Raw genomic sequence first — 25,296 nt, forward strand, 5'->3', positions numbered from 1 at the left:
GCCCTAGCTTTTGCCCATCCGCGACGCCGCATGAACCTCGGCGCGCTCGAGCAACAGCGCCAGATCCTCACGGCTGATGTCGAAGGTCTCGCCCAGGTCGTCGAGCGCGGCGTCGATGTCCGCCATTTGCAGGCCCAACGGCGCGGGAACCAGGGTCTTCCCGTCCACCGGCCGCGCCCGATGCGGATAGCTGTGCCCCGAAAAGCGGTGGAAAAACATGCCGATCGCGACGAGGACGAGCGAATTGATCAGCACCGGCACGAGGAAGTCGACGACATGGCTGCCGAAGGTCGACCAGCCGAGCACCGCGCTCAGCGCCACCGCGCCGCCCGGGGGGTGGAGGCAGCGCAGCAGCGACATCACCAGGATCGCGGTCGACACGGCGAGCGCGGCGGCGAGGGCCGGGGTCGACACCGCCTGCGCGACGACGATACCGACGATCGCGGAGATGGCATTGCCCCCGACGATCGACCATGGCTGCGCGAGCGGGCTCGATGGCACCGCGAACAACAGCACCGCCGACGCCCCGATCGGCGCGATGATCCACGGCATCGACGCCGGAAACATCGCGGCGCAGATCAGCCCGGCAAGGCCGATGCCCATCAACGCGCCGATGCTGCCGATCATCCGGTCGCGCAGGCTCGCGCCGGCGAGCAGCGGAATGAACAAACGACTCGGCTCGGGCTTCGACACGCAATTCTCCTTCGAGCGCGGGCCGATGGCGCCAGGGCGCCGACAAAGCCAGAGAGGATTGATTTGTCGTCGGCAAGCCCGCTTTTCCGTCGCCTCGAAAAAGGGACGGCGGCGACGGCCGCTTCGTCCTTGAACGCGCCCGCCGCATCGCTAAAGCCGTTGCATGCGTAACTTCATCCTGCCCAGCGCGATCGCGCTCGCCGCCGCTCTCTCCACCCCTGCCCTCGCCCGGCCGATGACCGAAGTCGACCTCGCGACGCTCAAGCGCGTCGCCGCGCCGACCGCCTCGCCCGACGGACGATGGGTGGTCTATCAGATGACCGAGACCGCGCCCGAGACGTATAAGCGCTCGACCGGACTGTGGGTCGTCGATCGCAACGCCAAGGATGCCGCGCCGGTCCGGATCGCCGATACCGCGGGCAAGAATGAAACTGACCCGGCCTTCCACAAGGACGGCATGCTGTTCTTCCTCTCCAACGCTTCGGGAAAGAGCCAGCTCTGGCGCATCGACCTCCAGTCGATGAACACGCCGGCCGTGCAGGTGACCGATACCAAGGCTGACGTTTCGGGCTTCAAGATTTCGCCCGACGGCACCAAGCTGCTCGCCTGGGGCGACATCGCCAAGGAATGCACGACCTTCGGCTGCGACGCCAAGGACAAGGGCGCGCTGCCCGGCCCCGGCACCGGCCGCCTGTACAAGGACGGCGTCGGCTTCGTCCGCCATTGGGACGAATGGGAGACGCCGGGCACCTACAGCCGCCCCTTCGTCTTCAACCTTGTGGGCGGCAAGGCGACGACCGAGCGCGCGGTCGACGCCGGCGTGACCGGCGATAGCCCCTCCAAACCCTTCGGCGGCGGCGAGGAACTCGCCTGGGGGACCGACAGCCGCACCGTCTATTTCACGCTGCGCAAGGCCGACCGCGGCGAACCGATGTCGACCAACCTCGATATCTACAGCTGGCTGGTCGACAGCCGGATGATGCCCCAGAATTTGACCGAGGCGAATGCGGCGACCGACACCCTGCCCACCCCCTCGCCCGACGGCAAGTTTCTGGCGTACGCGGCAATGGCGCGGCCGACCTATGAGGCCGACCGCCAAGTGCTCATGCTCCGCGACCTGTCGACCGGCGAGACGCGCAAGCTGACCGACGCCTGGGATCGCTCGGTCGCCTCGATCGTCTGGGCCCCCGACGGCAAGTCGCTCTATGTCACCGCGCAGGATGTACTCGATCATCCGGTGTTCAAGGTCGATGCCAAGACCGGCAAGGTCGAAAAGCTCAAGGCCACCACCGACCAGTGGGAAGGCAATATCGGCGACGTCACCCCGCTGCCGGGCGGCGCTTTGCTCTACAGCCGCAACAGCATCGCCGACCCGACCGAGCTGTTCGTCCGCAACGCCAAGGGCAAGGTTACCCGGCTGACCGAAGTCAACAAGGCGCAAATGGCCGAGATCGATCCCGTCGACGTCAAGCGGCTGCAATTCGCGGGCGCGAACGGCGACACCGTCTGGGGCCAGATCGTCAAGCCCGCGAAGGCCGAGGGCAAGCTGCCCGTCGCCTTCCTGATTCACGGCGGCCCGCAGTCGAGCTTCGGCAACGGCTGGTCGACGCGCTGGAACCCGCGGCTGTTCTCAGCACCGGGCTATGCTGCGGTGACGATCGATTTCCACGGCTCGACCGGCTACGGTCAGGCCTTCACCGACAGCATCAACAAGGATTGGGGCGGCAAGCCACTTGAGGATCTGAAGCTCGGCCTCGCCGCGGCGGGCAAGCAGGATATGTCGCTCGACGTGACCAACGCCTGCGCGCTCGGCGGCTCCTATGGCGGCTACATGACCAACTGGATCGCGGGCCAATGGCCCGACGGCTTCAAATGCCTCGTCCAGCACGACGGCGTCTTCGACGCCCGCGCCATGGCCTATGAAACCGAGGAACTATGGTTCGACGAGTGGGAGCATGGCGGCACCTATTACGACGTTCCGCAAGAATATGAAAAATGGAACCCGGTCAATCACGTGGCCAAGTGGAAGACCCCGATGCTGGTGATCACCAGCGAAAAGGATTTCCGCATCCCCTATACGCAGGGCATCGCCAGCTTCACCGCCCTCCAGCGCCGCGGCATCCCGTCGCAACTGCTGGTCTTCCCCGACGAGAATCATTGGGTGCTGAAGGGTCAGAACAGCGTGCAATGGTATGGCACGGTGTTCGACTGGCTCGGCAGCTATCTGAAGAAATAGGCATTCTACGTCGCCCCCCCGAAGGCGGGGGCCGCTGGAGTTCTACGCAGCGAGGGGGGATAAGGCCGACAACGGCCCCCGCCTTCGCGGGGGCGACGATCTTCGCGTCCGCCATGACGAGAATGGGATGGTTCCCCCTTGCCGCGCCGCACCATGGCTGGCAAAGCGCGGCGCATTATGCCGATGGAAAAAACATTCGATCCCGCCGCTATCGAGGCGAAATGGGCCCATGAGTGGGAAAGCCGCGGGCTGTTTCGCCCCGCGCGCCCCGACGCGACACCCTATACGATCGTCAATCCGCCGCCGAACGTCACCGGCGCGCTGCACATCGGCCATGCGCTCGACAACACGCTGCAGGACGTCCTCGTCCGCTACGAACGCCTGCGCGGCAAGGATGCCTTATGGGTCGTCGGCATGGACCATGCCGGCATCGCGACGCAGATGGTCGTCGAACGCCAACTCGAAGCGCGGCAGGACAAGCGCACCAATTACAGCCGCGAAGATTTCATCGACAAGGTGTGGCAGTGGAAGGCCGAAAGCGGCGGCCAGATTACCGGCCAGCTCCGCCGCCTCGGCTGTTCGATGGACTGGAGCCGCGAGCAGTTCACCATGGACCCGCATTTCACCGCCGCGGTGGTCAAAGTGTTCGTCGACCTCCACAAAAAGGGGCTGATCTACCGCGACAAGCGGCTGGTGAACTGGGACCCGAAGCTCAAGACCGCGATTTCGGACCTCGAGGTCGAAACGCACGAAATCCAGGGCGGCTTCTGGCACTTCAAATATCCGCTCGCTGACGGCGTGACCCTCGACGATGGGCGCGACTATATCGAGGTCGCGACGACGCGCCCTGAAACGATGCTTGCCGATATGGCGGTCGCGGTGAACGCCGACGATGCGCGCTACCAAAGCGTGATCGGCAAGTTTGTGACGCTGCCGATCACTGGTCGCCGCGTCCCGATCGTCGCCGACGAACATGCCGATCCCGAACTGGGGTCGGGTGCGGTGAAGATCACGCCCGGACATGATTTCAACGACTTCGACGTCGGCAAGCGCGCGGGGTTCAAGCCCGGCGAGATGCTCAACATGCTCGACGGCGACGCGAACGTCATCCAGACCGCCGACGGGCTGATCCCGGCGGAATATCTCGGCCTCCACCGCTTCAAGCGCGACGGCATCGACGGCGCGCGCGAACTGGTCGTGGCGCGGATGAAGGAAGCCGGCTTCCTCATCGCGCATGTCGACAAGGACGGCGTCGAGCATGACGCCGAGCCGCGCACGATCCAGACGCCGTTCGGCGACCGTGGCGGCGTGGTGATCGAGCCCTGGCTGACCGACCAATGGTATGTCGACGCCGAAACCCTCGCACAGCCGCCGATGGCGGCGGTGCGCGACGGGCGCATCAACATCGTCCCCAAGACATGGGAAAAGACCTTCTTCAACTGGATGGAGAACATCCAGCCCTGGTGCGTCTCGCGCCAACTATGGTGGGGCCACCGGATTCCGGCTTGGTATGGGCCGAAGAAGGCACCCGAAGACGCGACCATCACTGACATCACATGGACCACCGAAGATGTGGCTTTCGTTGCGGCGGATGAAAAAGAACTCCAGAGCCAGCTTCAAAGCTATTATGGCGCCGAAAAAGAATTCGTGATCCTTGAAACGGAGCTGGAATATCTGGATTGGGATAGCGCTGTATCGAGCAACGCCGATCTAGCGGAAGCCAATCGCAACAAGATACCGCTATATCGCGACCCCGACGTCCTCGACACTTGGTTCTCCTCCGCCCTCTGGCCCTTCGCAACGCTTGGCTGGCCCGAAGACACCGACCTCGTCAAACGCCACTACCCCAATGACGTCCTCATCTCGGGCTTCGACATCCTCTTCTTCTGGGATGCGCGCATGGCGATGCAGGGGATGGAGTTCATGGGCGATGTCCCGTGGAAGACGCTCTATCTCCACGGCCTCGTCCGCGCGCCCGACGGCGCGAAGATGTCGAAGTCGAAGGGCAATGTCGTCGACCCGCTGGGGCTGATCGACCAATATGGCGCCGACGCGCTGCGCTTTTTCATGGCGGCGATGGAAAGCCAGGGCCGCGACATCAAGATGGATGACGCGCGCCTCGCCGGATACCGCAACTTCGCGACCAAGCTTTGGAACGCCGCGCGCTTCTGCGAAGCCAATGGCATTTCGGCCTCGACCAGCCTCGCCGCCCCCGCCGCAACGCTGCCGGTCAACCGCTGGATCATCGGCGAAGTCGCCGCAACCGTCGCGGCGATGGACAAATCGCTCGCCGACTACCGCTTCGACGAAGCCGCGAACACGATTTACAGCTTCGCGTGGGACCGTTTCTGCGACTGGTATCTCGAGCTGATCAAGGGTGCGATCGACGACGAGACGAAGGCCGTCGCCGGCTGGGTGCTCGACCAGATCCTCGTCATGCTCCACCCCTTCATGCCCTTCATCACCGAAGAGCTGTGGACCGGGCTCGGCGACCGCGCCGATTATCCGCTGATCACCGCCAAATGGCCCGAACCGGACGCCGTGCGCGACACCGAAGCCAGCGCCGATATCGATTGGCTGATCAAGCTCGTCGGCGAACTGCGCACCGCCAAGGCCGAACTCGGCCTCCCGCCGGGCGCCCGCCTCATCGCACACTTCCCGCCGTCGCTCAGGACCCGCACCGACAAGCTCGCGGCGCAGCTCGACCGCCTCGCGCGGCTCGAAGCCGTCAGCTTCGACCCCGCGCCCGCCGGTGCGTCGGCACAACTCGTCGTCGAAGGCGAGACGATCACCGTCCCGCTCGAAGGCGTGATCGACATCGCCGCCGAACGCGACCGCCTGACCAAGACGCTCGCCGCGGCGACGAAGGAACGCGACGGCCTCGCCGGCCGCCTGAACAATCCGTCCTTCGTCGAGCGCGCCAAGCCCGAAGCGGTCGAAAAGGCGCGCGCCGACCATGCCGCGAAGGACGCCGAGGCCGATCGCCTGACCGCCGCGCTGGCCCGTCTGGGGTGAGCGACGGCGAGACACCCGTCACGCCGACGCCGGTTGCGGCCGCCGCCGACCCGGCGGCCAATCCCGTTCCGCCGCGCCAGACCGCACGCGGCGGCGGGCGGATGGACCTGACGACGGGGCCGATCGCCAAAACGCTGATTCTCTTCGCGCTGCCGACGCTGGCGTCGAATATTCTCCAAACGCTGTCGGGTTCGGTCAACGCCATCTGGGTCGGCCAGTTCCTCGGCGAAAGCGCACTCGCCGCGACCGCCAACGCCAACATCATCATGTTCCTGATGTTCGGCGCCTTCTTCGGCTTCGGCATGGCGGCGACCGTGCTCATCGGCCAGTCGATGGGCCGCGGCGACGTCGACGCCGCGCGCCGGGCGACCGGCGGCGTCATCGGCCTCGCGCTGATCTTCTCGGTGGTCATCGCGATCGTCGGCTGGTTCGCGTCCGATCAGATACTGCACTGGCTGAAAACCCCGCCCGAGGCCTTTGCGCTCGCGCACGACTATCTGCGCGTGACCTTCCTCGCCGTGCCCGCCTCGATGCTGTCGGTGACGCTGATGATGGCCTCGCGCGGCGCCGGCGATGCGGTGACGCCGCTGCGCTTCATGATCCTCGCCGTGGTGCTCGACATCGCCTTCAACCCGATCCTCATCCTCGGCCTCGGCCCCTTCCCGCGCCTCGGCATCGCGGGCAGCGCGCTGGCGACCGCCGTTGCCGGCACGATCGCGCTGATCGGCATGATCGGCTGGTTCTATGCGAAGAACCATGTCCTGCGCCTGCGCGGGCACGAACTGTCCTATCTGGTTCCCAAATGGAGCGAGCTGCGCTTCATCATCGGGCGCGGCTTGCCGATGGGCGCCCAGATGCTCGTCATTTCGGGTGCCGGCCTCGTCATGGTCGGGCTGGTCAACCGCGAGGGGCTCGTCACCGCCGCCGCCTATGGCGCGACGCTGCAGCTGTGGAACTATATCCAGATGCCCGCGCTCGCGGTCGGCGCCGCGGTCAGCTCGATGGCGGCGCAGAATATCGGCGCCGGGCGCTGGGATCGCGTGTCGTCGGTCACCAACAGCGGGATCGCGATCAATCTCGCGATGACCGGGGTGCTGATTGTCCTGCTGCTGCTCTTCGACCGCGCTGCGCTCGCGCTGTTCCTCGGCAGCGGCAGCGACGCGATCGATGTCGCGCGCAACATCCAGTATATCGCGACCTGGACCTTCCTGCCCTTCGGCACGACGATCGTCCTCATCAGCACGCTGCGCGCCAACGGTTCGGTGGTGCCGCCGCTGATCATCCTGTTCCTGTCGATGTTCCCGATCCGCCTCGGCATCTATTATTTCGGCTACCCGCTGATCGGCAGCGACATATTGTGGTGGAGCTTCCCGCTGTCCTCGATTGCCTCGCTCGCGATGGCATGGGCGGTGTACCGGCGCGGCGGCTGGCGCGGCGCGATGAGAGCGCCAGCGGCGGCCGGTTGAGCCGGGCCGCGCTTTCGACCAACCTCCCCCCGCCTTCGACTGGCGGTCAGGTGACGACTCGCGCTATTGCGTGGGCTGCGATAGGAGGGCGCCAATGAACATGTCCGACCGCAAACTGGCCCAGAGCGATCGCCGCGCCAGATTCCTCGCCGCCGCGCCCGACTGGCGCGCCTCCGATGCCCGCGTCAATCCGCGCGTCGCCATCGGCTCGATCCTCGCGATGTGGATGCTCTATTTCCTCATTACCACCGGGCTCGCGCTGCTCACCGGCGCGCCCGACCAATGGGAGTTCGTCGGCCGGCGCGCGATCGTCGTCGTCGCGGGCATTCTGTGCACCTTCGTCCTCTATCAACTGCTCCAGCGCGTGCAGCCAAAGAGTTTCGGCGCCAGGCTGGCCGCCGCCCTGGGGACGGCGATTCCGCTGGTGGTTCTCTATGCGACGATCAACCTGCTGGTCTTCTACTATTGGTTTCCCGGCCCCGACACCAAGACGATCATCGCCGAAGTACAGGAAAAATATCCGGTCGCATGGGAAACGGTGCTGATCCTCGACAGCTCGATCCGCTGGTATTTCTTCTTCGCGGTGTGGGCGGCGCTCTATGTCGCCTTCGGCTATGCGAACGAGATGCACGCGGTCGAACGGCGCGCCGACAGCTATCGGATCGAGGCGCAGACCGCGCAGCTTCGTGCGCTCCATTACCAGGTCAATCCGCACTTCCTGTTCAACACGCTCAACTCGCTGTCGACCCTCGTCCTGCGCGGCTCGAAGGCGGAGGCCGAGACGATGATCATGAACCTCGCCTCCTTCCTGCGCTCGAGCCTCGCGATCGACCCCGAACAGCTCGTCAGCCTCGACGAGGAAATCGCGCTCCAGCGCCTCTATCTCGACATCGAACAGACGCGCTTTCCCGACCGGCTGCACGTCGAAGTGACGATGCCGAAGGAACTGGAGCATGCGTGCGTTCCGGTGCTGATCCTGCAACCGATCATCGAGAATGCGATCAAATATGGCGTCGCACCCAGCAAGGGCACGATCGCGATCCGCCTGACCGCCAGCGCCGAATACGGCCTGCTGGTGCTGCGTATCGAAAACGATGTCGATTCAGCGGCGCCGGTTCCCGAACCCGGCACCGGCCTGGGTCTCGGCAATGTGCGCGAGCGATTGATGACGCGCTATGGCCCGACCGCGGGCTGCGAATGGGGCAAGTCGGACGATGGCGGCTTCGTCGTCTCGCTGTGGCTGCCCTTCGCCAGGCAGGGGTGCTGAAGAAATGATCCAGACGTTGAGAACCCTGATCGTCGATGACGAACCGCTCGCGATCGAACGGCTCCAGATCCTTGCCGGGCAACAGGAAGGCGTGTCGCTGGTCGGCACCGCGACCGACGGCGCCTCGGCGCTGCGGCTGGTCGATGCGCTCGCGCCCGACCTCGTACTCTGCGACATCGCGATGCCGGGGCTGAACGGTCTGGACGTCGCCGCCGCGATCGACCAGCTCGACAATCCGCCGGCGGTGATCTTCGTGACCGCCTTCGACCAATATGCCGTCGCCGCCTTCGACGTCGCGGCGGTCGACTATCTGCTCAAGCCGGTATCCCCCGACCGGCTCGGCCGCGCGTTAGGCCGTGTACGCGAATGGCGCACGACCGACCGCACCCGCTCACCCAAGAGCAAGTGGATCGGCGAATTCTGGGTCCAGAACCGCGGCGAGATGCTGCGCATCGACGCCGGCCAGGTCGATTTGATCGAGGCCGAACGCGACTATATGCGGCTCCACGTCGGCGCGCGTAGCTGGCTGATCCATCAGACGATCAAGTCGCTCGAAGCGCGCATGGACCCCGACCAGTTCATGCGGATCCACCGGTCTAAGATGATCCGCCGCGAGGGTATCGTCGGGCTCAAACATCATGGCGACGGCGCCTGGAGCGTCGATCTGGGCGAAGGCGGCGTCCACCGTATCGGACGCACCTACCTCCACGACGTCAAGGCGATCATGCAGAACTGACCCGCCGCCGGCTACCCGAATATCACGGCCTCGCGATTGAGGTAGCTCAGCCAGATTTCGGCCCCCTGATCGGCGCCGAACAGCGCGGCATCGCTACCGAATTCCAAGGTTTGCAAGGCATCCATCGCCTTATCCGACAAGTCGGCCACCTTCGCGGAACCGCTGGCGAAAATGAAGTCGCCCGCCGTGAGCGTGCCCATCTGGACATTGTGCAGCACGATCACGTCGCCGGACGCGAGCAGGATCGCGCCGACATTGCCGTCCTGCACAAAGCCGCCGCTGATCTGGCCCAGCCCGGTGATGCCAAGCGCGCTGAGGTCGATGCGATCCTGCCCGCGCGTGAAGTCGCCGATGACGTCGGCGCCCGAACCTGGGGTAAAGACGAAAATGTCGTTGCCGGCTTCACCGAACAGCACATCGTTGCCGCCCATCCCGTTCAATACATCGTTCCCCGCGCCGCCGAGCAGATAGTTGCCGGTCGCATTGCCCGTGATACGATTGTCGAGGTTATTGCCGACGCCGAACGGCGTGTTGCCCTCCAGCACCAGATTCTCGATGTTGGCATAGAGATAATAGCCGGCACCCTGAATATTGGCATAGACTGTATCGACGCCCTGCCCCGCCTGCTCGAACACCAGATCGTGGGGCGTATCGACGTAAAAGCGGTCGTCGCCCTCATTGCCATAGAGCAGGTCGTAATCGCCGAGCGTGCTGTCGCCGCGCAAGATGTCGTTTCCGATGCCGCCGACGAGGATGTCGGTGTGGAAGCCCGTCCCGCCGATCAGCGTGTCATTGCCGTCCTCGCCATAAATCTCGTCCGCGTCGGCTCCGCCGTCGATGACGTCGTTGCCGGTCCCGCCGACAAGATAGTCGATCCCCTCGTCACCGAACAGCTGGTCGTCGCCGTCCTCGCCGAAGATCGCGTCGCGCGCGCCGCCGCCGCGGACAACATCCTTGCCCGCGCCTGCAATCAGCAGATTTTCGCCTTCGTTGCCGAGGATCGTGTTGGCAAGTTCGTTGCCGACCCCGAAGATATTCCCCGCGCCTGCCGCAAGCGTCAGATTCTCGATATTGGCGTAGAGGTAGAAGCTGCCCGTGGCGATCGCGGTATCGGTCCCCTCGCCGGCATTTTCGAAGACGATATCGCCGGTGCGGTCGACATGGAAAATATCATTGCCGAGGCCGCCGAAAAGCTGGTCAGCGCCCGCCCGTCCGTCGATCACGTCATTACCGCCGCCGCCGCGCAGTTCGTCGGCCCCCTTGCTGCCGTTCAGGATATCGTCGCCGCCGCGCCCGTCGAAGACCACGCCGACCGACCCGTCATCGAACTGCGCATTGACTTCGATCGTTTCCGCCGCCGCAGAGCCGAGGATGGTGGTCAGGTAGCCGCCGGTCGCTGCCGCGCGGATATGTTCAAAGCCGCGCACCGAATAGGTCGCATCGCCCGCCCGGGCGATCGCCGTCGTAAGATCGACCGTGAAAGCGATATTGAGATCGAGCCGGTCGCGTCCGGCGCCGCCATCGACGAGGCCCGACGCGGTGCGCCCGAACACGCCCGACAGGAAGAAACTGTCGTCGCCGTCCTCGCCATAGAATTTGGAAGAACCCTCGGCGGTGATTATGTCGTTGCCACCCCCGGCGCGCAGGTCGATCGTGCCGGTATAGCCCGGCGGCACGCCGATGGTGTCGTTGCCATTGCCGAAGAATATGCGTTCGACTGCGGTCACTTCGAAGCGCTGGCTGCCGACGATGATCCCGAAGGCAAACCGCCCCGGCTCGGCCTCGATCGTCCCCGCCGCGGTGGGGCCGACGTTGCGCAAATCGATGGTGTCGGCGTCCGCACCGCCGTCGATCAGGCCGATACCCGTCGGTGTGCTCGACGACGAGGCCGCGGAGAAGACGATGGTGTCGGCACCGCCGCCGCCACTGACGCGGTCGACGCCGGTACCCGGATCGATGACATCATTGCCCCCGGCACCGGCTATGATGTCGTTCCCGCCGCCGCCGAACAGCGTATCGGCGCCGCCCGCACCAGTAATCCGGTCGTCGCCGGCACCGCCTGTGACGGTGCCCGAGCCGGGCAGGAAGCCGGTAAGGTCGAAGTCGTTGCCCAGGTCCGACAGGAAGAAAGTCGATCCGCGCGACGACACACCGTTCATCGAGACCGAGCCCGCGGTCGTGAGGATATAGGTCCCCACATGGATCGAGGTTGCCTGGTCGAGCTGCGCCGCGGTCAGCGACAGGCGGCCGCCGTTGACGAGCAGTTCCTCGACGCTGGTCAAAGTGATGTTCGAAAGATCATACCCGTCGGCACCGACAAGGAAGAATAGCGTGTCGAAGCCGTCCCCGCCGTCGTAAATCTCGCCCGCTACCGTTTCCGACATCGTACCGATCACCAGCGTATCGTCCCCAAGGCCGCCGCGCAACGTGTCGCGCCCGGCACCGCCCTCGAGCATGTCCGCACCGTCTGCCCCATTCAACACATCGCTACCGCCGCCGCCCAACAGGTAGTCGTTGAAGGCACTGCCGGTGACGGTGTCGGCGGACGTGCCGCCCACGACATGGACCCGGCTCGCCGTAGCGCTCGTGAGATCGAAGATATTGCCAGCATTGGACAGAACGACGGTCGATGCACTGAACGTCCTGCCGTTCATCGAAATCGTGCCACCATCGGCGATCTGGACACGCCCGTTGGCACGGAAGGCCGTCAGCGCGTTCATCTGTGCGACCGAGATCATAAAAATATTGTCGGAAGAAGCAGAGTTATAGTGGATGGACTCGATGCCCGTCACCGTCGCCCGCGTCAGATCGAAATCCCCGACGAACAGCGAAAGCGAATCGAAGCCGCCGCCGCCCGTAAATACATAGGCACCCGACACGTAGTCGGATCCGCCGAGGTGCAGGAGGTCGTCGCCGTCGCCCCCGTCGAGACGGTCGATGCCGCCGCCGCCTTCGAGCACGTCCGCTCCCAAACCGCCGAGCAGGACATCGTTCCCCGCTCCGCCGTGTATCCGGAGACCGTAACCGAGCGCCCGCGCATCGATCATCGTTGCGGTGTCGGTAGTCCTCAGCCGGCTTTGGCTGAGGTCGACCCCGTCGGCGGCGAGAACCAGGTTGCCGGGCTCGGCGAGCTGGAAATCGCCCACCGCACGCTGCAGACCCGTCAGTTGCGCGATGCCGATCGTGATACGCCCCTCCGCGCCGCCGGACGTGATCTCTTCGATGCCCGAAATCGATACGGTCCGCAGGTCGATGGTATCGACAACGAACAGCGTATCTATCCCGGCTCCACCATCATAGACTTCGCCCGCGACGCCTTCGCCGTTGCCGATATAAAGTTGATCGTCGCCGTCGCCGCCATAGAGCCGATCGACGCCGCTTCCACCCTGAAGCCTGTCGTTCCCGAGCCCGCCCCTGATGATATCGTCGTCGCCGCCTCCGTTGAGGTTATCGCGGTTCGCAGTGCCGGTAACGTCGTCGGCCGCGGTTCCGCCGATGTAGCGGAGAAAACCCGCGGCAGCAGCGCTCGCATCGACCGTCGTCGCGCTATTGCTCGAATAAATCGCATCGCCCGTCAGCGTGACACCGGCGAGCGACAAGGTTCCGCCGTCGAACAGCACGATATTGGCGTCGATCTCGGTCAACAGATCGACCTGCGCTATCCGCATCGTCAGATGGGCATAGTTGGAGAAACTGGAGCCATCCGAAACCCGCTCGATCCCGGACAGCGTCAGACCGGTGAGATCGAATTGCCCCAGACCGAAAAATCCATCGAAATACAGGGTGTCGAACCCCGCGCCGCCCTCATAGACTTCCGCGCTGTTCACCTCCGACATGCTTTGGATCACCAGCGTATCGTCGCCAGCCCCGCCGCGCATGATATCGACCCCGGCGCCGCCAGTGAGCTTGTCGTTGCCGTCGCCGCCTTCGAGCGTGTCGTTACCGCCGCCGCCAGAGATGACGTCGTTAGAAATGCTGCCGGTAATACTGTCATTGCCGGTACCGCCGTGGACGATCACGTCGATCAGGCTATTAGGTCCGACGACCGCGGCCGAACTTAGATCGAGCGTCGTCGCGACATTGGAAAAGCGGATGGCCGTCCCGTTGCCGAGTCGCGCGCCCGCCAGCGAGATCGTCCCTCCATCGACGATTTCGAACATGCCCGAGAGCGAAATCAGGCCATCGAGCTGCGCGGCGGTAACGCGCGTCGCGAGGCCTGAGGAGCCCAAGGGCGATACAAGCGCCTCGATATTGATGAAGCTCACTAGGCTGATATTCTGACCGGCGGTCCGGACCTGGACCGTGTCGAAGCCTTCCCCGCCGTCGATCGTGTCGCCGGCGACATTGTGAGCGGTCGCCGAAGAATAGATGATGTCGTCGCCGGCCCCTGCCTGGATCGTGTCGGCGCCGCCCATGCCATCGATCTTGTCGTTGCCGTCATTGCCGATGATCGTGTCGGCGTCCGCCGTGCCGTTCAGCGTGTCGTCGCTCGGGCCGCCAACAATTTCCGCCACCCAAATTTCCCCCGAAAAAACAAGATGAATCATCTATTGCCCATGGAATTTGGGCTCCGCAAATCTTTTCAGCAGACCAAGCGTCGGCTCGTCGCACGATTCCGGGTCCCTTACGCAAAAAGGCGGCCATGCTGGGGCATGACCGCCTTCTTTTCCGGCCAATGGCCGTGGGACATCGTCAGGGCGCGGCGACGATCACCGGGCCGCGCGAGGCGAGCGCCGTGCCGTCGCCGTTGAACAGCGCGGCGAGTTTCACGTCGGCGTCGTTCATCGCGATATCTTCGCAATAGCGTGCCTTTTGCTGGGCACGCAGCCCCTGCGCGAGGCGGGTGCCGCAAACGTCGCGCACCGCCATCTTGACGCGCGTGTTCAGTCGCTCGCGACCCGACACGCTCGAAATATTGAGATCGTCGTAGCGAACGATCACGGTCTTTTTCTCCTGCGCGGCGGCAGGAAGGGAAAGGCTGGTGAGCGCGATGGGTGCCGCCAGCAGGATCAGGGTCAGTTTCGCCATGGGGGAGTCCTCTCTTGGGGGATGCGGGATACGAGGACCTGGACCGGGGAAGGCCACCGCCCCCGTATCCCGCATTTGAAGAGATATGGGCTTTTCCCGCGCCGCGCAGTCGGGGTTCGACCGGCTGGAACGAGCGCTCGATTGGCAGACGAAGCGCGTTCGGTCGTCGACGAATGGCCAAAGGCGCACACGATCGACGATGCAACCCGAATGATCCCGCCGCGTTTATCGGCCATGACCGAAAAAGGGGCACCGCTCAAAGTCCTGGCATGGCTGGGGGTCGCCGGCCTCGGCGCCATCGGTGGCCTGTTGCTTGGGCAGATGGCGACCGGCGGGATGAACGGCGGCCGCGATGACGGCGCCTCTTATGCCGAGCTCACCGGCAACCCCGACGCCTTGCGGGTCGAAACCCGGCCGGTCGTGCCTTGCGATGGCTGCGGCGAGGGATATGGATCGGGCATGCGCGCGAAATTCGCCCGCGAAGACCGAATGGACGGCGAATTTCGCGAACTCGGCGCCGTCGCGATCGATTATGCCGACGAACCGGCCGACGATTATCGCTACGGCGGCAGCTTCGACGATCCCGACGCTGCGAAGATTATCGTGATGCAGTCGCCTGTCCCCACCGCACAGGCACAGCCGCCCTCACCCCCGGCGTCGTCACAACCGGAAAGCGGCGCGCCGCCCATCGTGATGGCAACGACGCCTTCGGCCGAAATGCCGCCGGTCGGAACCGCGCCCCCGCAATAAAAGGTGGGCCATGGTGACTGGTCCGCGGTCAGGGCTGCGGCGGCACCGCGGGCGGCGCACAACGCGTCGTGTCGCCGGCCTTGCATGCTGCGACGTCGGCCTCCCACTTGATCCGCTCTTCGGCCGACATCGCGGCAACCCGCGCCTTTTCCGCTTCATAGTCGGCGGTTTCCTGCGCGAAGGTCGCCTGCGAATTGGCTTCCTGCTGCGCGATGGTGGCGAGTTGATGTTCATAAGCTGCCCGCTCGGCCTCGGCGCGGGCGCGTTGTTCGGCGTTGAGCCGCGCGGTGCTGGCCCGTTCCTCGGTCGTGGTGCCGTCGGGCAGCGGCTCAAACGCCGCGGCCTGCGTCCCGGCGATCAGCGCCAATGCGCCAACCGCCGTCAAAATCTTCCTGGTCATCGAAGCTCTCCTTGCGAGTCTTGTCCGTCGATTCAAACGCGCATGCACGCTGGCCGTTCCGCCCGGATTTGACCGATCGCGCCCGCCACGTCATGCTGGGCGCCCCTTCCCCCTGTCAAGCGACACCAGCCTTTGCCAGCCGCACTGCCGCGCCGCATCAACCGCCCGGTCTTCTTCGTACCGCTCGCTATCCTTGCCGCGGCGGTGGGGTTCAGCCTGTGGCAGCGCGCGGCCTTTTTCGAGGCCGAGGTCGCGATCAACGACTGGGTCCTCCTCTGGCTCGGCCCGGTCTTCGCGGTGGCGGGGGTCGCTTTCCTCGTCCTGCTCGCCGCCGTCGCGCTGTCTCCGCTCGGCAGGACGATCATCGGCGGCCCCGATGCGAAGCCGCTGCTCGGCCGCTGGCGCTGGTTCGCGGTCATGCTGTGCACCACCATCGCCACCGGCATCCTGTTCTGGGGCGCCGCCGAGCCCTTGTTCCATCTCAACACCCCGCCCGCGATGCTGGGGCTGCAACCGGGCAGCGACGGCGCCGCGGCCTTCGCGATGTCGACGATGTTCCTCCACTGGACGCTGACGCCCTATGGGATCTACACCGTCGCCGCGCTCGCCTTCGCGCTCGTCTATTACAACCGCGGCGAACCGTTCAGCCTGTCGTCGCTGTTCGTTCCGCTGATCGGCCAGCGCGCCCACGGACCGGTCGGATCGGGGATCGACATCATCTGCCTCTATGCGCTCGTCGCCGGCATGGCCGCGTCGATGGGCGCCGGCATATTGGCGCTCGCGGGCGGAATCGAAGGGCTCGGCGGCTTTGCTGGCGGCCCGGGATTGCGCTGGGGCATCATGATCGCGATCGTCGCCAGCTTCCTGATCTCGGCCGCGACGGGCTTGCAGAAGGGCATCGCCGGGCTGTCGGTACTCAACACCTGGATCTTCTTCGCGATCATCGCCTTCGTGCTTCTCGCCGGACCGACCGCCGAGATGCTCGGCCTGTCGCTGCGCGGCGGCGCCGACTATGTCGGCACCTTCGTACCGCGCAACCTCGGGCTCGACGTCGACCGCGATTGGCACCGGCAATGGACGATCTTCAACTGGGCGAACTGGTTCGCCTGGGCGCCGGTGACCGCGCTGTTCCTCGGCCGCCTCGCGGTCGGTTACAGCGTCCGCGCCTTCATCCTGTTCAACCTGATCCTCCCCGCGCTGTTCGGCGCGGTGTGGATGACCGCGATCGCGGGTGCGACGATCATCCTCGACCAGCAAAGCGGTGCCAGCCTTTATGCGATCCTGTCGACGCAGGGTCCCGACCCCGTACTGTTCCGCCTGTTCGACGCGCTCGGCGGCGGATCCGTCGTGACCGCGATCGTATTGTTCGCAATCTTCCTGTCTTACGTCGCGGGCGCCGACGCCAATGTGTCGGCGATGAGCGCGCTGTCGACGCACGGCATCACCCCCGAGCGCCCCGAAGCGCCGCTGTGGATCCAGATCGTCTGGGGCGTCACCGTCGGGCTGGTCGCGATGGTGCTCGTCGCTGCGGCGGGGCTCGACGGCATCCGCATGATGTCGGTGCTCGGAGGCTTTCCCGCGCTGTTCGTGATCGTCGGCGCGGCGCTGTCGCTGGGCGTGATGGCGCTGCGGGGACGGCCGACCGCCGCCCCCGTCGTTCCGGAAGACTGAAGATATCCTCCTTGTGGCGCAGCCATGGGGAGGTGGCAGCGCGGAGCGCTGACGGAGGGGCAATGGCGCGACGCCTCCGCCCCTCCACCACGCCCTTCGAGCGCGGTCCCCCTCCCTACCGCTTTGCGGCAGGAAGGATGTCAGATCACCATATCTTCGTGCGATCCGCGGGCTTCAAATAATATTTGGCCCCGGCATCGACGCCGAACGCCGTATACCAGGCGTCGACGTTGCGTACCGGCCCGATGATCCGCCAGCGCGCCGGGCTGTGCGGATCGCTCGCCACCTGCTGCTTGATCGAATCCTCGCGCGCCTTGTCGCGCCAGGCCTGGGCGAAGGCGAGGAAGAAGCGCTGGTCGCCGGTCAGCCCGTCGATCACCGGCGCTTCCTTGCCGCCCAGCGAGCGGTGATAGGCGTCGTACGCGACCTCCAGCCCCGCGAGATCGGCGATATTCTCGCCCATCGTCAGGTCGGGGTTGATGAACGCCCCGGGCGCCGCCTCATAGGTCGCATATTGCGCCCCGAACGCCTTGGCCGCCGCATCGAAGCGCGCCGCATCCTCGGGCGTCCACCAGTCGCGCACCGCGCCATTGGCGTCGATCTTGCGCCCCTGGTCGTCGAAACCATGGACGATCTCGTGCCCGATCACCGCGCCGATCGCGCCATAATTGACCGCATCGTCGACGCTCTCGCTGAAATAGGGAGCCTGCAAGATGCCGGCCGGGAACACGATCTTGTTCTCCAGCCCGCCATTATACGCGTTCACCTCCTGCGGGTTCATCGACCATTTCTTGCGGTCGACCGGCTTGTTCAGGTCCGACAGGCCATAGGCATATTCGAACTGACCGCTGCGCTTCACATTGCCGTAAAGGTCCGCCGGATCGATCTTCAGCCCTGAATAATCGCGCCATTTGTCGGGATAGCCGACCATCACGTCCATCCGCTCGAGCTTCGTCAGCGCCGCCTGCTTGGTCGCGGGTGCCATCCAGCTGTTGGCGCGAATCCGGTCGCCCATCGCCAGCTTCAGATTGGCGACGAGCGTCTCCATCTTCGCCTTGGCGCTCGCGGGGAAATATTCGTGCGAATAGGTTTCGCCGACCAGCTCGCCAAGGCTGCCGTCGACAAGGGTCAGCCCGCGCTTCCAGCGCGGACGCAGTTCGCTGACCCCGCTCAGCACCTTGGTATAATCGAAGCGGCTGTCGACGAACGCCTTCGACAGATAGGGCGCCGCCTGATTGGCGACATGGAATTGCTGCCACAGCTTCAGCGTATCGAGCGGTGTCTTGGCGTACAGCGCGGCGATGTCGCGGATCGCGGTCGTCTCGTTGACGATGATCCGCTTTTGCGGCGCGATCCCCGCCCCCGCGAACCACGCGTCCCAGTCGAGCCCCGGCGCATAGGCGGCGAGTTCGGCAGACGACATCGGGTTGTTGATCTTGCCGATGTCGCGGCGGTCGGCGATCTTCCAGCTGACCTTGGCGATCTCGGTCTCATAGGCCAGGATCGCGTCGGCGGCGGCTTCGGGGTTCTTGGTCCCCGTCATGCCGAGCGTGCGGACGATATAGGCGCGGTACGCGTCGCGCTGAGGCTTGAACTGGTCGTCGAGATAATATTCGCGCTCGGGCAGGCCCAGCCCGCCCTGCCCCAGCCACAGCACGTTGATCGTCGGATCGTCGGTGTCCGCGTAAGGACCACCGCCGACGATCGTCATGCCGAAGGCGCCCTGCGACGCGCCCATGAAGCGCGCCATTTCGGCCTTGTCCTTGATCGCCGCGACGTGCGCGAGATCGGCCATCAGCGGCTTGGCGCCGAGCGCTTCGACCCGCGCCTCGTCGGTGAAGCTCTGGTACAATCCCCCGACCTGGCTCGTCCCCGGCGCCCCGGTGACGACCTGGCGCAGCTGGCGCTGGGTCAGGTTATACACATCGTAATCGACTCCCGCCGATGCCTGGTCGGCCGGAATCTCGGTCTTGGCGAACCAGCCGCCATTGGCGAAACGGTCGAAATCGTCGCCCGGCTTCACCGACGTGTCGCGCGCGCCGAGGTCGACGCCCCAAGCGCCGAAGGTCAAGGCCTTGAGCGACGCATCATCCTTCGCCGACGCCTCGCCCGCCTCGGCCTTCAGCGACGCGAAGGGCGCCATGTCGTTCGCCAATACTGGCACCGCGACCAACGTCGCCGCAATCGCAAGGCCCGCGGCCCCCGTCAAAAATTTCTTCATTCCCCAGCTCCTTTGCTTGCCACGCGAACACGTCGCGCAGGCAACATAGCTTTGCTTGTCTGCTCGCAACCTGCAGGGGTCAAGCGAACCGCCCAGGCATTCGTCGAATATCCTGGCTGTTTGGTGGAAGATCGAGTGCCGCCACTTGAACGATAATTGGCGCGATAAATCGGCGGCTTCATACGCCGTGCTCGGTCTTCACCCGTCTTCTGACAATGCCGCGACCAGGCGCAATCAAATAGCGTAGCCGTTAGACGAAGGGATCGAATTAGTGTATCGAAGATTGAATTCGCGTGCGGTCTGGGTGATAAAGATTTTAGGTTGCAGCGTGGAGCACAATATTTACTGCTGTTCGGGGGGAGAGCATATGAGAAAGACAGCGGTTCGCTGCTATCTTGCAGGATTGGCCATAATGGTCGGATTGCCTGGGTGCACCGCGACGTTTGGCGATGTTCATCATTTCGCGACAGTCGACAAAAGTAACGGCGAAGTCGTCAATATATTCCGCGTCACAGTGAGCGGAGAGGCAATCAACACCAACGCCCGTTATCTGTCGGGATACTATGATGAACGCGCCATCGACCTGTTCTTTAACGAAGTGCAATCGACACCGCTGGACAGTTCGAAGGGCTTCGGCGCCGCACCTTCTTTTTTTAACGGATTCGACTGCGCCGACCTCGATCCCGCGGCGTGCGCGGCCAAACGTGAACAACGGCTCGCGACGATCCCGATCGGAAATGACAGCGGAAAAAAAGGTGCCTTCGTACTGCTGCTGAGCACAAACGCCGACGCGATCGCGAACACCATCGGTGCTTTCAGCGAAAGCGACGTCGTCATGCAGTCGGTTATGTATCTCGCAACCAAAGAGAAGCGCAGGGATGCAGCCATTATCGAAGCGACGACCTCCACCACTACGCAGCAGCGGCGTGCAACGATGGATACGATCGATGCGCTGTCAAAAATAACGGGCGCCGCAGGTGCCCCGCTCACGCCGGCACAGCAGGAGCAACGCTGGCTTGCGATCCTGCGCGCCGCGGCAGCTGGGATAGCGCCGCAGGCGCCACCCGGGTTCACAACCATCGCCGAGGCGAACGCATGGTTCGCAAGGCAGCCCCGCGGGCTTCAACAATGAGCCGCCTCTTCCCCATTTTGGTAACCGCATTCTTTTTGCTTTGTGGTTGTACCAGCAATCTGACCGTTCAGGTGGATGTGATGAATCCGGCCTACGCCGCAGCAGCGGTAACCGAGGCCCGCATGTTGCAAGACATTAACGAACTAGCGAGCGGCGGACATTCGAGAGCAGGGCGCGTTTTGTCGGTCTCCCAAGCCAGCATGATCGCTTTTGTCGATACCTGCTATGACTTGAAAATAGCGTCTAACGAAGCCGCCGGCGCGGCGGATGCCAACACCTTGTTGAGAAGCTTGAAAGCCGATCTCTCACCTATTCATCGCATCATCGATCGTGAGCGTCCGGCCCTGGAAGAAGCTGATAAACAGGCTCGCGCGTCCATTCCGTCGCTTTCGTCTTTCGCGGGACTGAGCGGGTTTCAACAATCTCGTAATTCGCAGAACGTGTGGGCTACGCCGCTTCCCGATGAGGCAAAAGCGGCGCTGATGATCTGGCAGATGGCCTATGACCAGCATGCCGAGAATATACGAGGCTATGTGGCCGCAGAGCGAATTGGAACTTGCTCCAATCTAAAATATCCCAAGTTGGAAGTTCAGGCAGAAACGGCAGAAGACATCGCTCAAAAACAAGTAACGCAGTCGGCTTCGCCGTCTGTGGTCGGTGACGGCACGTTATTAAATTATCTGCCGCACGCCTATTTCGTTACGAGAGCCGGAGATTCGGCTTGGGCGCCGAACTACAACCATGCGTTTGGTCGCGGCTTTGGAGGCAACACCAGCGTCGCCCTGAAATTGAATAATACGGCCGATTTTTCGGTGAAAGGTTTTGTGTTCGATGGACGTGCGACTGCGGACATGGTAAAGAAGTTATCGACGCTAGCGGTGTCCACGGTCGCCGCGGCATATGGAGCGCCGGTGGCGCTGACGCCCGGACAGGGTGGTGCTCCGTCTCAAATCGCCTTTACGCCAGACAGTTTGCTATCCGACCCCGAAATTGCGATCGCCGCCGATGCCGCCAAAAACCAAGCGTTTCGGAACAGCCTTTTCCAGATCGGCGATACGGTGGTTGCCAATTTTGCAAAACTAAGAGCGGGTGACGGGGCGGCGACAGGCATCGTGAATGCGACGATCGCGGCCAACAAATCGACATACTCCGGTTCGACGCCGGGCAGCGGGGATGGGACGGGGCCATGAACCTTAAGGACTATAAGCCGGATGATTTGGTTGAGGCAAGGCTTGCCGGCGTGTGGCGCTCGGCCGTTGTGGTGAAGCCTTGGTCGGAATTAATGCAGTACGTTGGGGTCAAGCGAGTCGATGCGCCCGGCGAATACCCCGTCACCAACTCTGCCGATATCCACTTGTCCGCGGCGCTCATGGTTTCGAATGCCGATTTTCCGGTGGGCAGCGCGATCCGTGTCCGGCGACTTGGCACTGATGCTTACTGGCCCGGCGAAATTGCCCGAATTCTGCCCGATGAACGGTATACTGTGCGGCTGAGGGGCCTGTCGGGCCAGACGATTGTCGTCGCATCGCCGATGATCGAGGCGGATATTTCGATCGACAACGACACATAGCGAATCCGCATTCTCGACGGAATCACGGCGCGACGTCATTCCGCGGTGGCGGCGCCCCAATACATTGCGAGTCAGCCCAGCTGTTCTTATCTTCAAGCGAACGCGCCCCCTTGCGCGCAAAGAACAAATCTGGAACACACCCCTCCCATGAGTCTCACCCACATCTCCGTGCGCGGTGCGCGCGAGCATAATCTGAAGGGCGTGAACGTCGACCTGCCGCGCGACGCGCTGGTCGTCATCACCGGCCTGTCGGGTAGCGGCAAGTCGAGCCTCGCCTTCGACACCATCTATGCCGAGGGCCAGCGGCGCTATGTCGAGAGCCTGTCGGCTTACGCGCGCCAGTTCCTCGAGATGATGCAGAAGCCCGACGTCGAGCATATCGACGGGCTGTCGCCGGCGATCAGCATCGAGCAGAAGACGACGTCGCGGAACCCGCGCTCGACGGTCGCGACGGTGACCGAAATCTACGACTATATGCGCCTGCTGTGGGCGCGCGTCGGCATTCCCTATTCGCCCGCCACCGGCGAACCGATAAGCGCGCAGACGGTCAGCCAGATGGTCGACCGCGTGATGGAATTGCCCGAGGGCACGCGGGCCTATCTGCTCGCCCCCGTCGTTCGCGGCCGCAAGGGCGAGTATAAGAAGGAACTCGCGCAGTGGCAGAAGGACGGCTTCACGCGCGTCCGCATCGACGGCGAATTTTACGAGATCGGCGACGCCCCCGCGCTCGACAAGAAATACAAACATGACATCGAGGTCGTCGTCGACCGCATCGCGGTGCGCGAAGGCCTCGGCACGCGGCTCGCCGACAGTTTCGAGACCGCGCTGAAGCTCGCCGAGGGGCTCGCCTATGTCGACCTCGCCGACGGCCCGGTGCCGGGGCGCGAAGAGGAAGACACCGGCGGCGCGATGAAGGGCGCGGGCATCCCCGCGAACCGGTTGATCTTCTCGGAGAAATTCGCCTGTCCCGTGTCGGGCTTCACGATCGCCGAGATCGAACCGCGGCTGTTCAGCTTCAACGCGCCGCAGGGCGCCTGCCCCGCGTGTGACGGGTTGGGGGAGCGGCAGGAGTTTGACCCAGACCTTGTAGTGCCGAACCATGCGCTGAGCCTGAAAAAGGGCGCGGTGGTGCCGTGGGCGAAATCGAACCCGCCCTCGCCTTATTATATGCAAGTGCTCGAAAGCCTTGGCAAAGCCTATGGTTTCGACCTGACGACGCCCTGGCAGGACCTGCCCGGCGAGGTGCAGTTGGTCATCCTCTATGGCACCGGCGGCAAGCCCGTCGAACTGACCTTCAAGGACGGCAAACGCAGCTATACGACGCACAAGGCGTTCGAGGGCGTCATCGGCAACCTCAACCGCCGCCTGCTCCAGACCGAAAGCGCGTGGATGCGCGAGGAGCTGAGCAAATATCAGACGCCGCAGCCGTGCGAGACGTGCCACGGCGCACGCCTGCGCCCCGAACCGCTCGCGGTGAAGATCGCCGGCGAGGACATCAGCCTGTCGGCGCAGCGCTCGGTCGCCGACGCGCTCGAATGGTTCTCGACCCTCGACGAAAAACTGAACGACACCCAGCAGCAGATCGCCAAGGCGATCCTGAAGGAAATCAACGCGCGGCTGGGCTTCCTCAACAATGTCGGGCTCGATTATATCAACCTCAACCGCACCAGCGGGACGCTCAGCGGCGGCGAAAGCCAGCGCATCCGCCTCGCCAGCCAGATCGGCAGCGGCCTGTCGGGGGTGCTGTACGTCCTCGACGAACCGAGCATCGGGCTTCACCAGCGCGACAACGACCGGCTGCTCGCGACGCTCAAGCGTCTCCGCGACCTCGGCAACACCGTCATCGTCGTCGAGCATGACGAGGATGCGATCCGGCACGCCGATTATATCGTCGACATGGGGCCCGGCGCGGGACTCCACGGCGGCGAAATCGTCGCCGAGGGCACGCTCGAACAGGTGCTCGCGAACAAGAACAGCCTGACCGCAGCCTATCTCACCGGCGCGAAGAAGATCGACATCCCGAAGCACCGCCGCAAGGGCAATGGCTTCGACCTCGTGCTCAAGGGCGCGCGCGCGAACAATCTCGACAATGTCACGGTCAAGATCCCGCTCGGCACCTTCACCTGCGTTACCGGCCTGTCGGGAAGCGGCAAGTCGAGCCTGATCATCGACACGCTCTACGCCAGCGCGGCGCGCGTACTCAACGGCGCGCGGATGGTCGCGGGGCCGCACGACAGCCTCAAGGGGCTGGAGCATTGCGACAAGGTCATCGACATCGACCAGTCGCCGATCGGGCGCACCCCGCGATCGAACCCCGCCACTTATACGGGCGCCTTCACGATCATCCGCGACTGGTTCGCGGGGCTGCCCGAAAGCCAGGCGCGCGGCTACAAACCCGGGCGTTTCAGCTTCAACGTCAAGGGCGGGCGCTGCGAGACCTGCACCGGCGATGGCCTCATCAAGATCGAGATGCACTTCCTGCCCGACGTCTATGTGACGTGCGAGACGTGCCACGGCAAACGCTACAACCGCGAAACGCTGGAGGTGAAGTTCAAGGGGTACAGCATCGCCGACGTGCTCGACATGACCGTCGAGGATGCGGCGGAGTTCTTCAAGGCGGTGCCGTCGATCCGCGAGAAGATGGCGATGCTGGTGCGCGTCGGCCTGGGGTACATCAAGGTCGGGCAACAGGCGACGACCCTGTCGGGCGGCGAGGCGCAGCGCGTCAAGCTGGCCAAGGAATTGTCGCGCCGCTCGACCGGGCAGACGCTCTACATCCTCGACGAGCCGACCACCGGGCTGCATTTCGAGGATGTCCGCAAATTGCTCGAAGTGCTGCAGGCGCTGGTCGAACAGGGCAACAGCGTGATCGTGATCGAGCATAATCTCGACGTCATCAAGACCGCCGACCATATCGTCGACATGGGCCCCGAAGGCGGGGTCAAGGGCGGTGAGGTCGTCGCGGCGGGCACGCCCGAGCAGGTCGCGAAGAACCCGCGCAGCTATACGGGGCAATATCTGGCGCCGATGCTGGCGGCGGCGAAGTAATTTGAAGCCCCTCCCTTCAGGGAGGGGTTTGGGGAGGGTCTGTGACCTTCCCTATCGGCGAAA

16 protein-coding genes are annotated in these 25,296 nt (G+C 64.2%); 11 read left to right on the forward strand and 5 right to left on the reverse strand.

From position 1 onward, the window contains the following. Positions 1-3: 3 nt before the first annotated feature. Positions 4-693, reverse strand: a complete 690-nt coding sequence (locus EEB18_RS00355) for an HPP family protein (protein ID WP_316248981.1) — start codon at positions 691-693, stop codon at positions 4-6. Positions 694-856: 163 nt separating this feature from the next. Between EEB18_RS00355 and EEB18_RS00360 the strand changes: the two genes are divergently transcribed. The 5 genes from EEB18_RS00360 to EEB18_RS00380 all read left to right on the forward strand — a co-directional run bounded on the left by EEB18_RS00360 (position 857) and on the right by EEB18_RS00380 (position 9,413). Then, positions 857-2,929 (forward strand): alpha/beta hydrolase family protein, encoded by a 2,073-nt coding sequence (locus EEB18_RS00360; RefSeq protein ID WP_187142163.1) that lies wholly within the window; start codon positions 857-859, stop codon positions 2,927-2,929. A 177-nt stretch (positions 2,930-3,106) separates the two neighbouring features. After that, on the forward strand, positions 3,107-5,944 hold the full coding sequence (locus tag EEB18_RS00365; protein ID WP_187142164.1) for a valine--tRNA ligase: 2,838 nt from the start codon (positions 3,107-3,109) through the stop codon (positions 5,942-5,944). 101 nt (positions 5,945-6,045) lie between these two features. Further along, positions 6,046-7,410: an MATE family efflux transporter gene (locus tag EEB18_RS00370; protein WP_187142175.1), complete on the forward strand. Its 1,365-nt coding sequence runs from the start codon at positions 6,046-6,048 to the stop codon at positions 7,408-7,410. A 94-nt stretch (positions 7,411-7,504) separates the two neighbouring features. Beyond that, positions 7,505-8,677 carry a sensor histidine kinase gene (locus EEB18_RS00375; protein WP_056350773.1) on the forward strand — a complete coding sequence of 391 codons (1,173 nt, stop codon included), beginning with the start codon at positions 7,505-7,507 and terminating at the stop codon, positions 8,675-8,677. Positions 8,678-8,681: 4 nt separating this feature from the next. After that, positions 8,682-9,413, forward strand: a complete 732-nt coding sequence (locus tag EEB18_RS00380) for a LytR/AlgR family response regulator transcription factor (RefSeq protein WP_056350771.1) — start codon at positions 8,682-8,684, stop codon at positions 9,411-9,413. A gap of 11 nt (positions 9,414-9,424) precedes the next feature. Here EEB18_RS00380 and EEB18_RS00385 read toward each other — a convergent pair whose 3' ends face one another. Together EEB18_RS00385 and EEB18_RS00390 are read right to left on the reverse strand one after the other, a co-directional pair. Continuing rightward, a complete protein-coding gene (locus EEB18_RS00385; protein WP_187142165.1) occupies positions 9,425-13,927 on the reverse strand; it encodes a beta strand repeat-containing protein in 4,503 nt (1,500 codons plus the stop codon). A 178-nt stretch (positions 13,928-14,105) separates the two neighbouring features. Then, complete coding sequence (locus EEB18_RS00390) at positions 14,106-14,441, reverse strand: UrcA family protein (protein ID WP_187142166.1); 336 nt, start codon at positions 14,439-14,441, stop codon at positions 14,106-14,108. Between the two features lie 234 nt (positions 14,442-14,675). On the opposite strand from EEB18_RS00390, the gene EEB18_RS00395 reads away from it, so the two are divergent. Next, the gene (locus EEB18_RS00395) at positions 14,676-15,191 is read left to right on the forward strand and encodes a hypothetical protein (RefSeq protein WP_187669053.1); all 516 of its coding nucleotides are present in this window, start codon (positions 14,676-14,678) and stop codon (positions 15,189-15,191) included. Between the two features lie 28 nt (positions 15,192-15,219). On the opposite strand, the gene EEB18_RS00400 is transcribed toward EEB18_RS00395, so the two are convergent. Next, positions 15,220-15,591 (reverse strand): hypothetical protein, encoded by a 372-nt coding sequence (locus EEB18_RS00400; RefSeq protein WP_187142168.1) that lies wholly within the window; start codon positions 15,589-15,591, stop codon positions 15,220-15,222. Between the two features lie 132 nt (positions 15,592-15,723). Between EEB18_RS00400 and EEB18_RS00405 the strand changes: the two genes are divergently transcribed. Then, on the forward strand, positions 15,724-17,262 hold the full coding sequence (locus EEB18_RS00405) for a BCCT family transporter (RefSeq protein ID WP_222943132.1): 1,539 nt from the start codon (positions 15,724-15,726) through the stop codon (positions 17,260-17,262). A gap of 145 nt (positions 17,263-17,407) precedes the next feature. Here EEB18_RS00405 and EEB18_RS00410 read toward each other — a convergent pair whose 3' ends face one another. After that, positions 17,408-19,483 (reverse strand): M13 family metallopeptidase, encoded by a 2,076-nt coding sequence (locus EEB18_RS00410; RefSeq protein ID WP_187142169.1) that lies wholly within the window; start codon positions 19,481-19,483, stop codon positions 17,408-17,410. A gap of 367 nt (positions 19,484-19,850) precedes the next feature. On the opposite strand from EEB18_RS00410, the gene EEB18_RS00415 reads away from it, so the two are divergent. The 4 genes from EEB18_RS00415 to uvrA all read left to right on the forward strand — a co-directional run bounded on the left by EEB18_RS00415 (position 19,851) and on the right by uvrA (position 25,233). Further along, positions 19,851-20,615: a hypothetical protein gene (locus tag EEB18_RS00415; protein WP_187142170.1), complete on the forward strand. Its 765-nt coding sequence runs from the start codon at positions 19,851-19,853 to the stop codon at positions 20,613-20,615. Beyond that, positions 20,612-21,805, forward strand: a complete 1,194-nt coding sequence (locus EEB18_RS00420; RefSeq protein ID WP_187142171.1) for a hypothetical protein — start codon at positions 20,612-20,614, stop codon at positions 21,803-21,805. The genes EEB18_RS00415 and EEB18_RS00420 overlap by 4 nt, the downstream gene beginning before the upstream one ends. Continuing rightward, positions 21,802-22,185 (forward strand): hypothetical protein, encoded by a 384-nt coding sequence (locus tag EEB18_RS00425; protein WP_187142172.1) that lies wholly within the window; start codon positions 21,802-21,804, stop codon positions 22,183-22,185. The genes EEB18_RS00420 and EEB18_RS00425 overlap by 4 nt, the downstream gene beginning before the upstream one ends. Positions 22,186-22,332: 147 nt before the next feature. Next, positions 22,333-25,233 (forward strand): excinuclease ABC subunit UvrA, encoded by a 2,901-nt coding sequence (uvrA, locus tag EEB18_RS00430; protein ID WP_187142173.1) that lies wholly within the window; start codon positions 22,333-22,335, stop codon positions 25,231-25,233. Positions 25,234-25,296 lie beyond the last annotated feature (63 nt).

The organism is Sphingopyxis sp. OPL5, assembly GCF_003797775.2.
GTDB lineage: Bacteria > Pseudomonadota > Alphaproteobacteria > Sphingomonadales > Sphingomonadaceae > Sphingopyxis.

Coding starts and splice junctions, on each gene's coding strand:
- EEB18_RS00360 (WP_187142163.1), top strand. CDS start 857: ATGCGTAACTTCATCCTGCCCAGCGCGATCGCGCTCGCCGCCGCTCTC.
- EEB18_RS00370 (WP_187142175.1), top strand. CDS start 6,046: ATGGACCTGACGACGGGGCCGATCGCCAAAACGCTGATTCTCTTCGCG.
- EEB18_RS00380 (WP_056350771.1), top strand. CDS start 8,682: ATGATCCAGACGTTGAGAACCCTGATCGTCGATGACGAACCGCTCGCG.
- EEB18_RS00395 (WP_187669053.1), top strand. CDS start 14,676: ATGACCGAAAAAGGGGCACCGCTCAAAGTCCTGGCATGGCTGGGGGTC.
- EEB18_RS00365 (WP_187142164.1), top strand. CDS start 3,107: ATGCCGATGGAAAAAACATTCGATCCCGCCGCTATCGAGGCGAAATGG.
- EEB18_RS00415 (WP_187142170.1), top strand. CDS start 19,851: ATGAGAAAGACAGCGGTTCGCTGCTATCTTGCAGGATTGGCCATAATG.
- uvrA (WP_187142173.1), top strand. CDS start 22,333: ATGAGTCTCACCCACATCTCCGTGCGCGGTGCGCGCGAGCATAATCTG.
- EEB18_RS00420 (WP_187142171.1), top strand. CDS start 20,612: ATGAGCCGCCTCTTCCCCATTTTGGTAACCGCATTCTTTTTGCTTTGT.
- EEB18_RS00410 (WP_187142169.1), bottom strand. CDS start 19,483: ATGAAGAAATTTTTGACGGGGGCCGCGGGCCTTGCGATTGCGGCGACG.
- EEB18_RS00390 (WP_187142166.1), bottom strand. CDS start 14,441: ATGGCGAAACTGACCCTGATCCTGCTGGCGGCACCCATCGCGCTCACC.
- EEB18_RS00400 (WP_187142168.1), bottom strand. CDS start 15,591: ATGACCAGGAAGATTTTGACGGCGGTTGGCGCATTGGCGCTGATCGCC.
- EEB18_RS00425 (WP_187142172.1), top strand. CDS start 21,802: ATGAACCTTAAGGACTATAAGCCGGATGATTTGGTTGAGGCAAGGCTT.
- EEB18_RS00375 (WP_056350773.1), top strand. CDS start 7,505: ATGAACATGTCCGACCGCAAACTGGCCCAGAGCGATCGCCGCGCCAGA.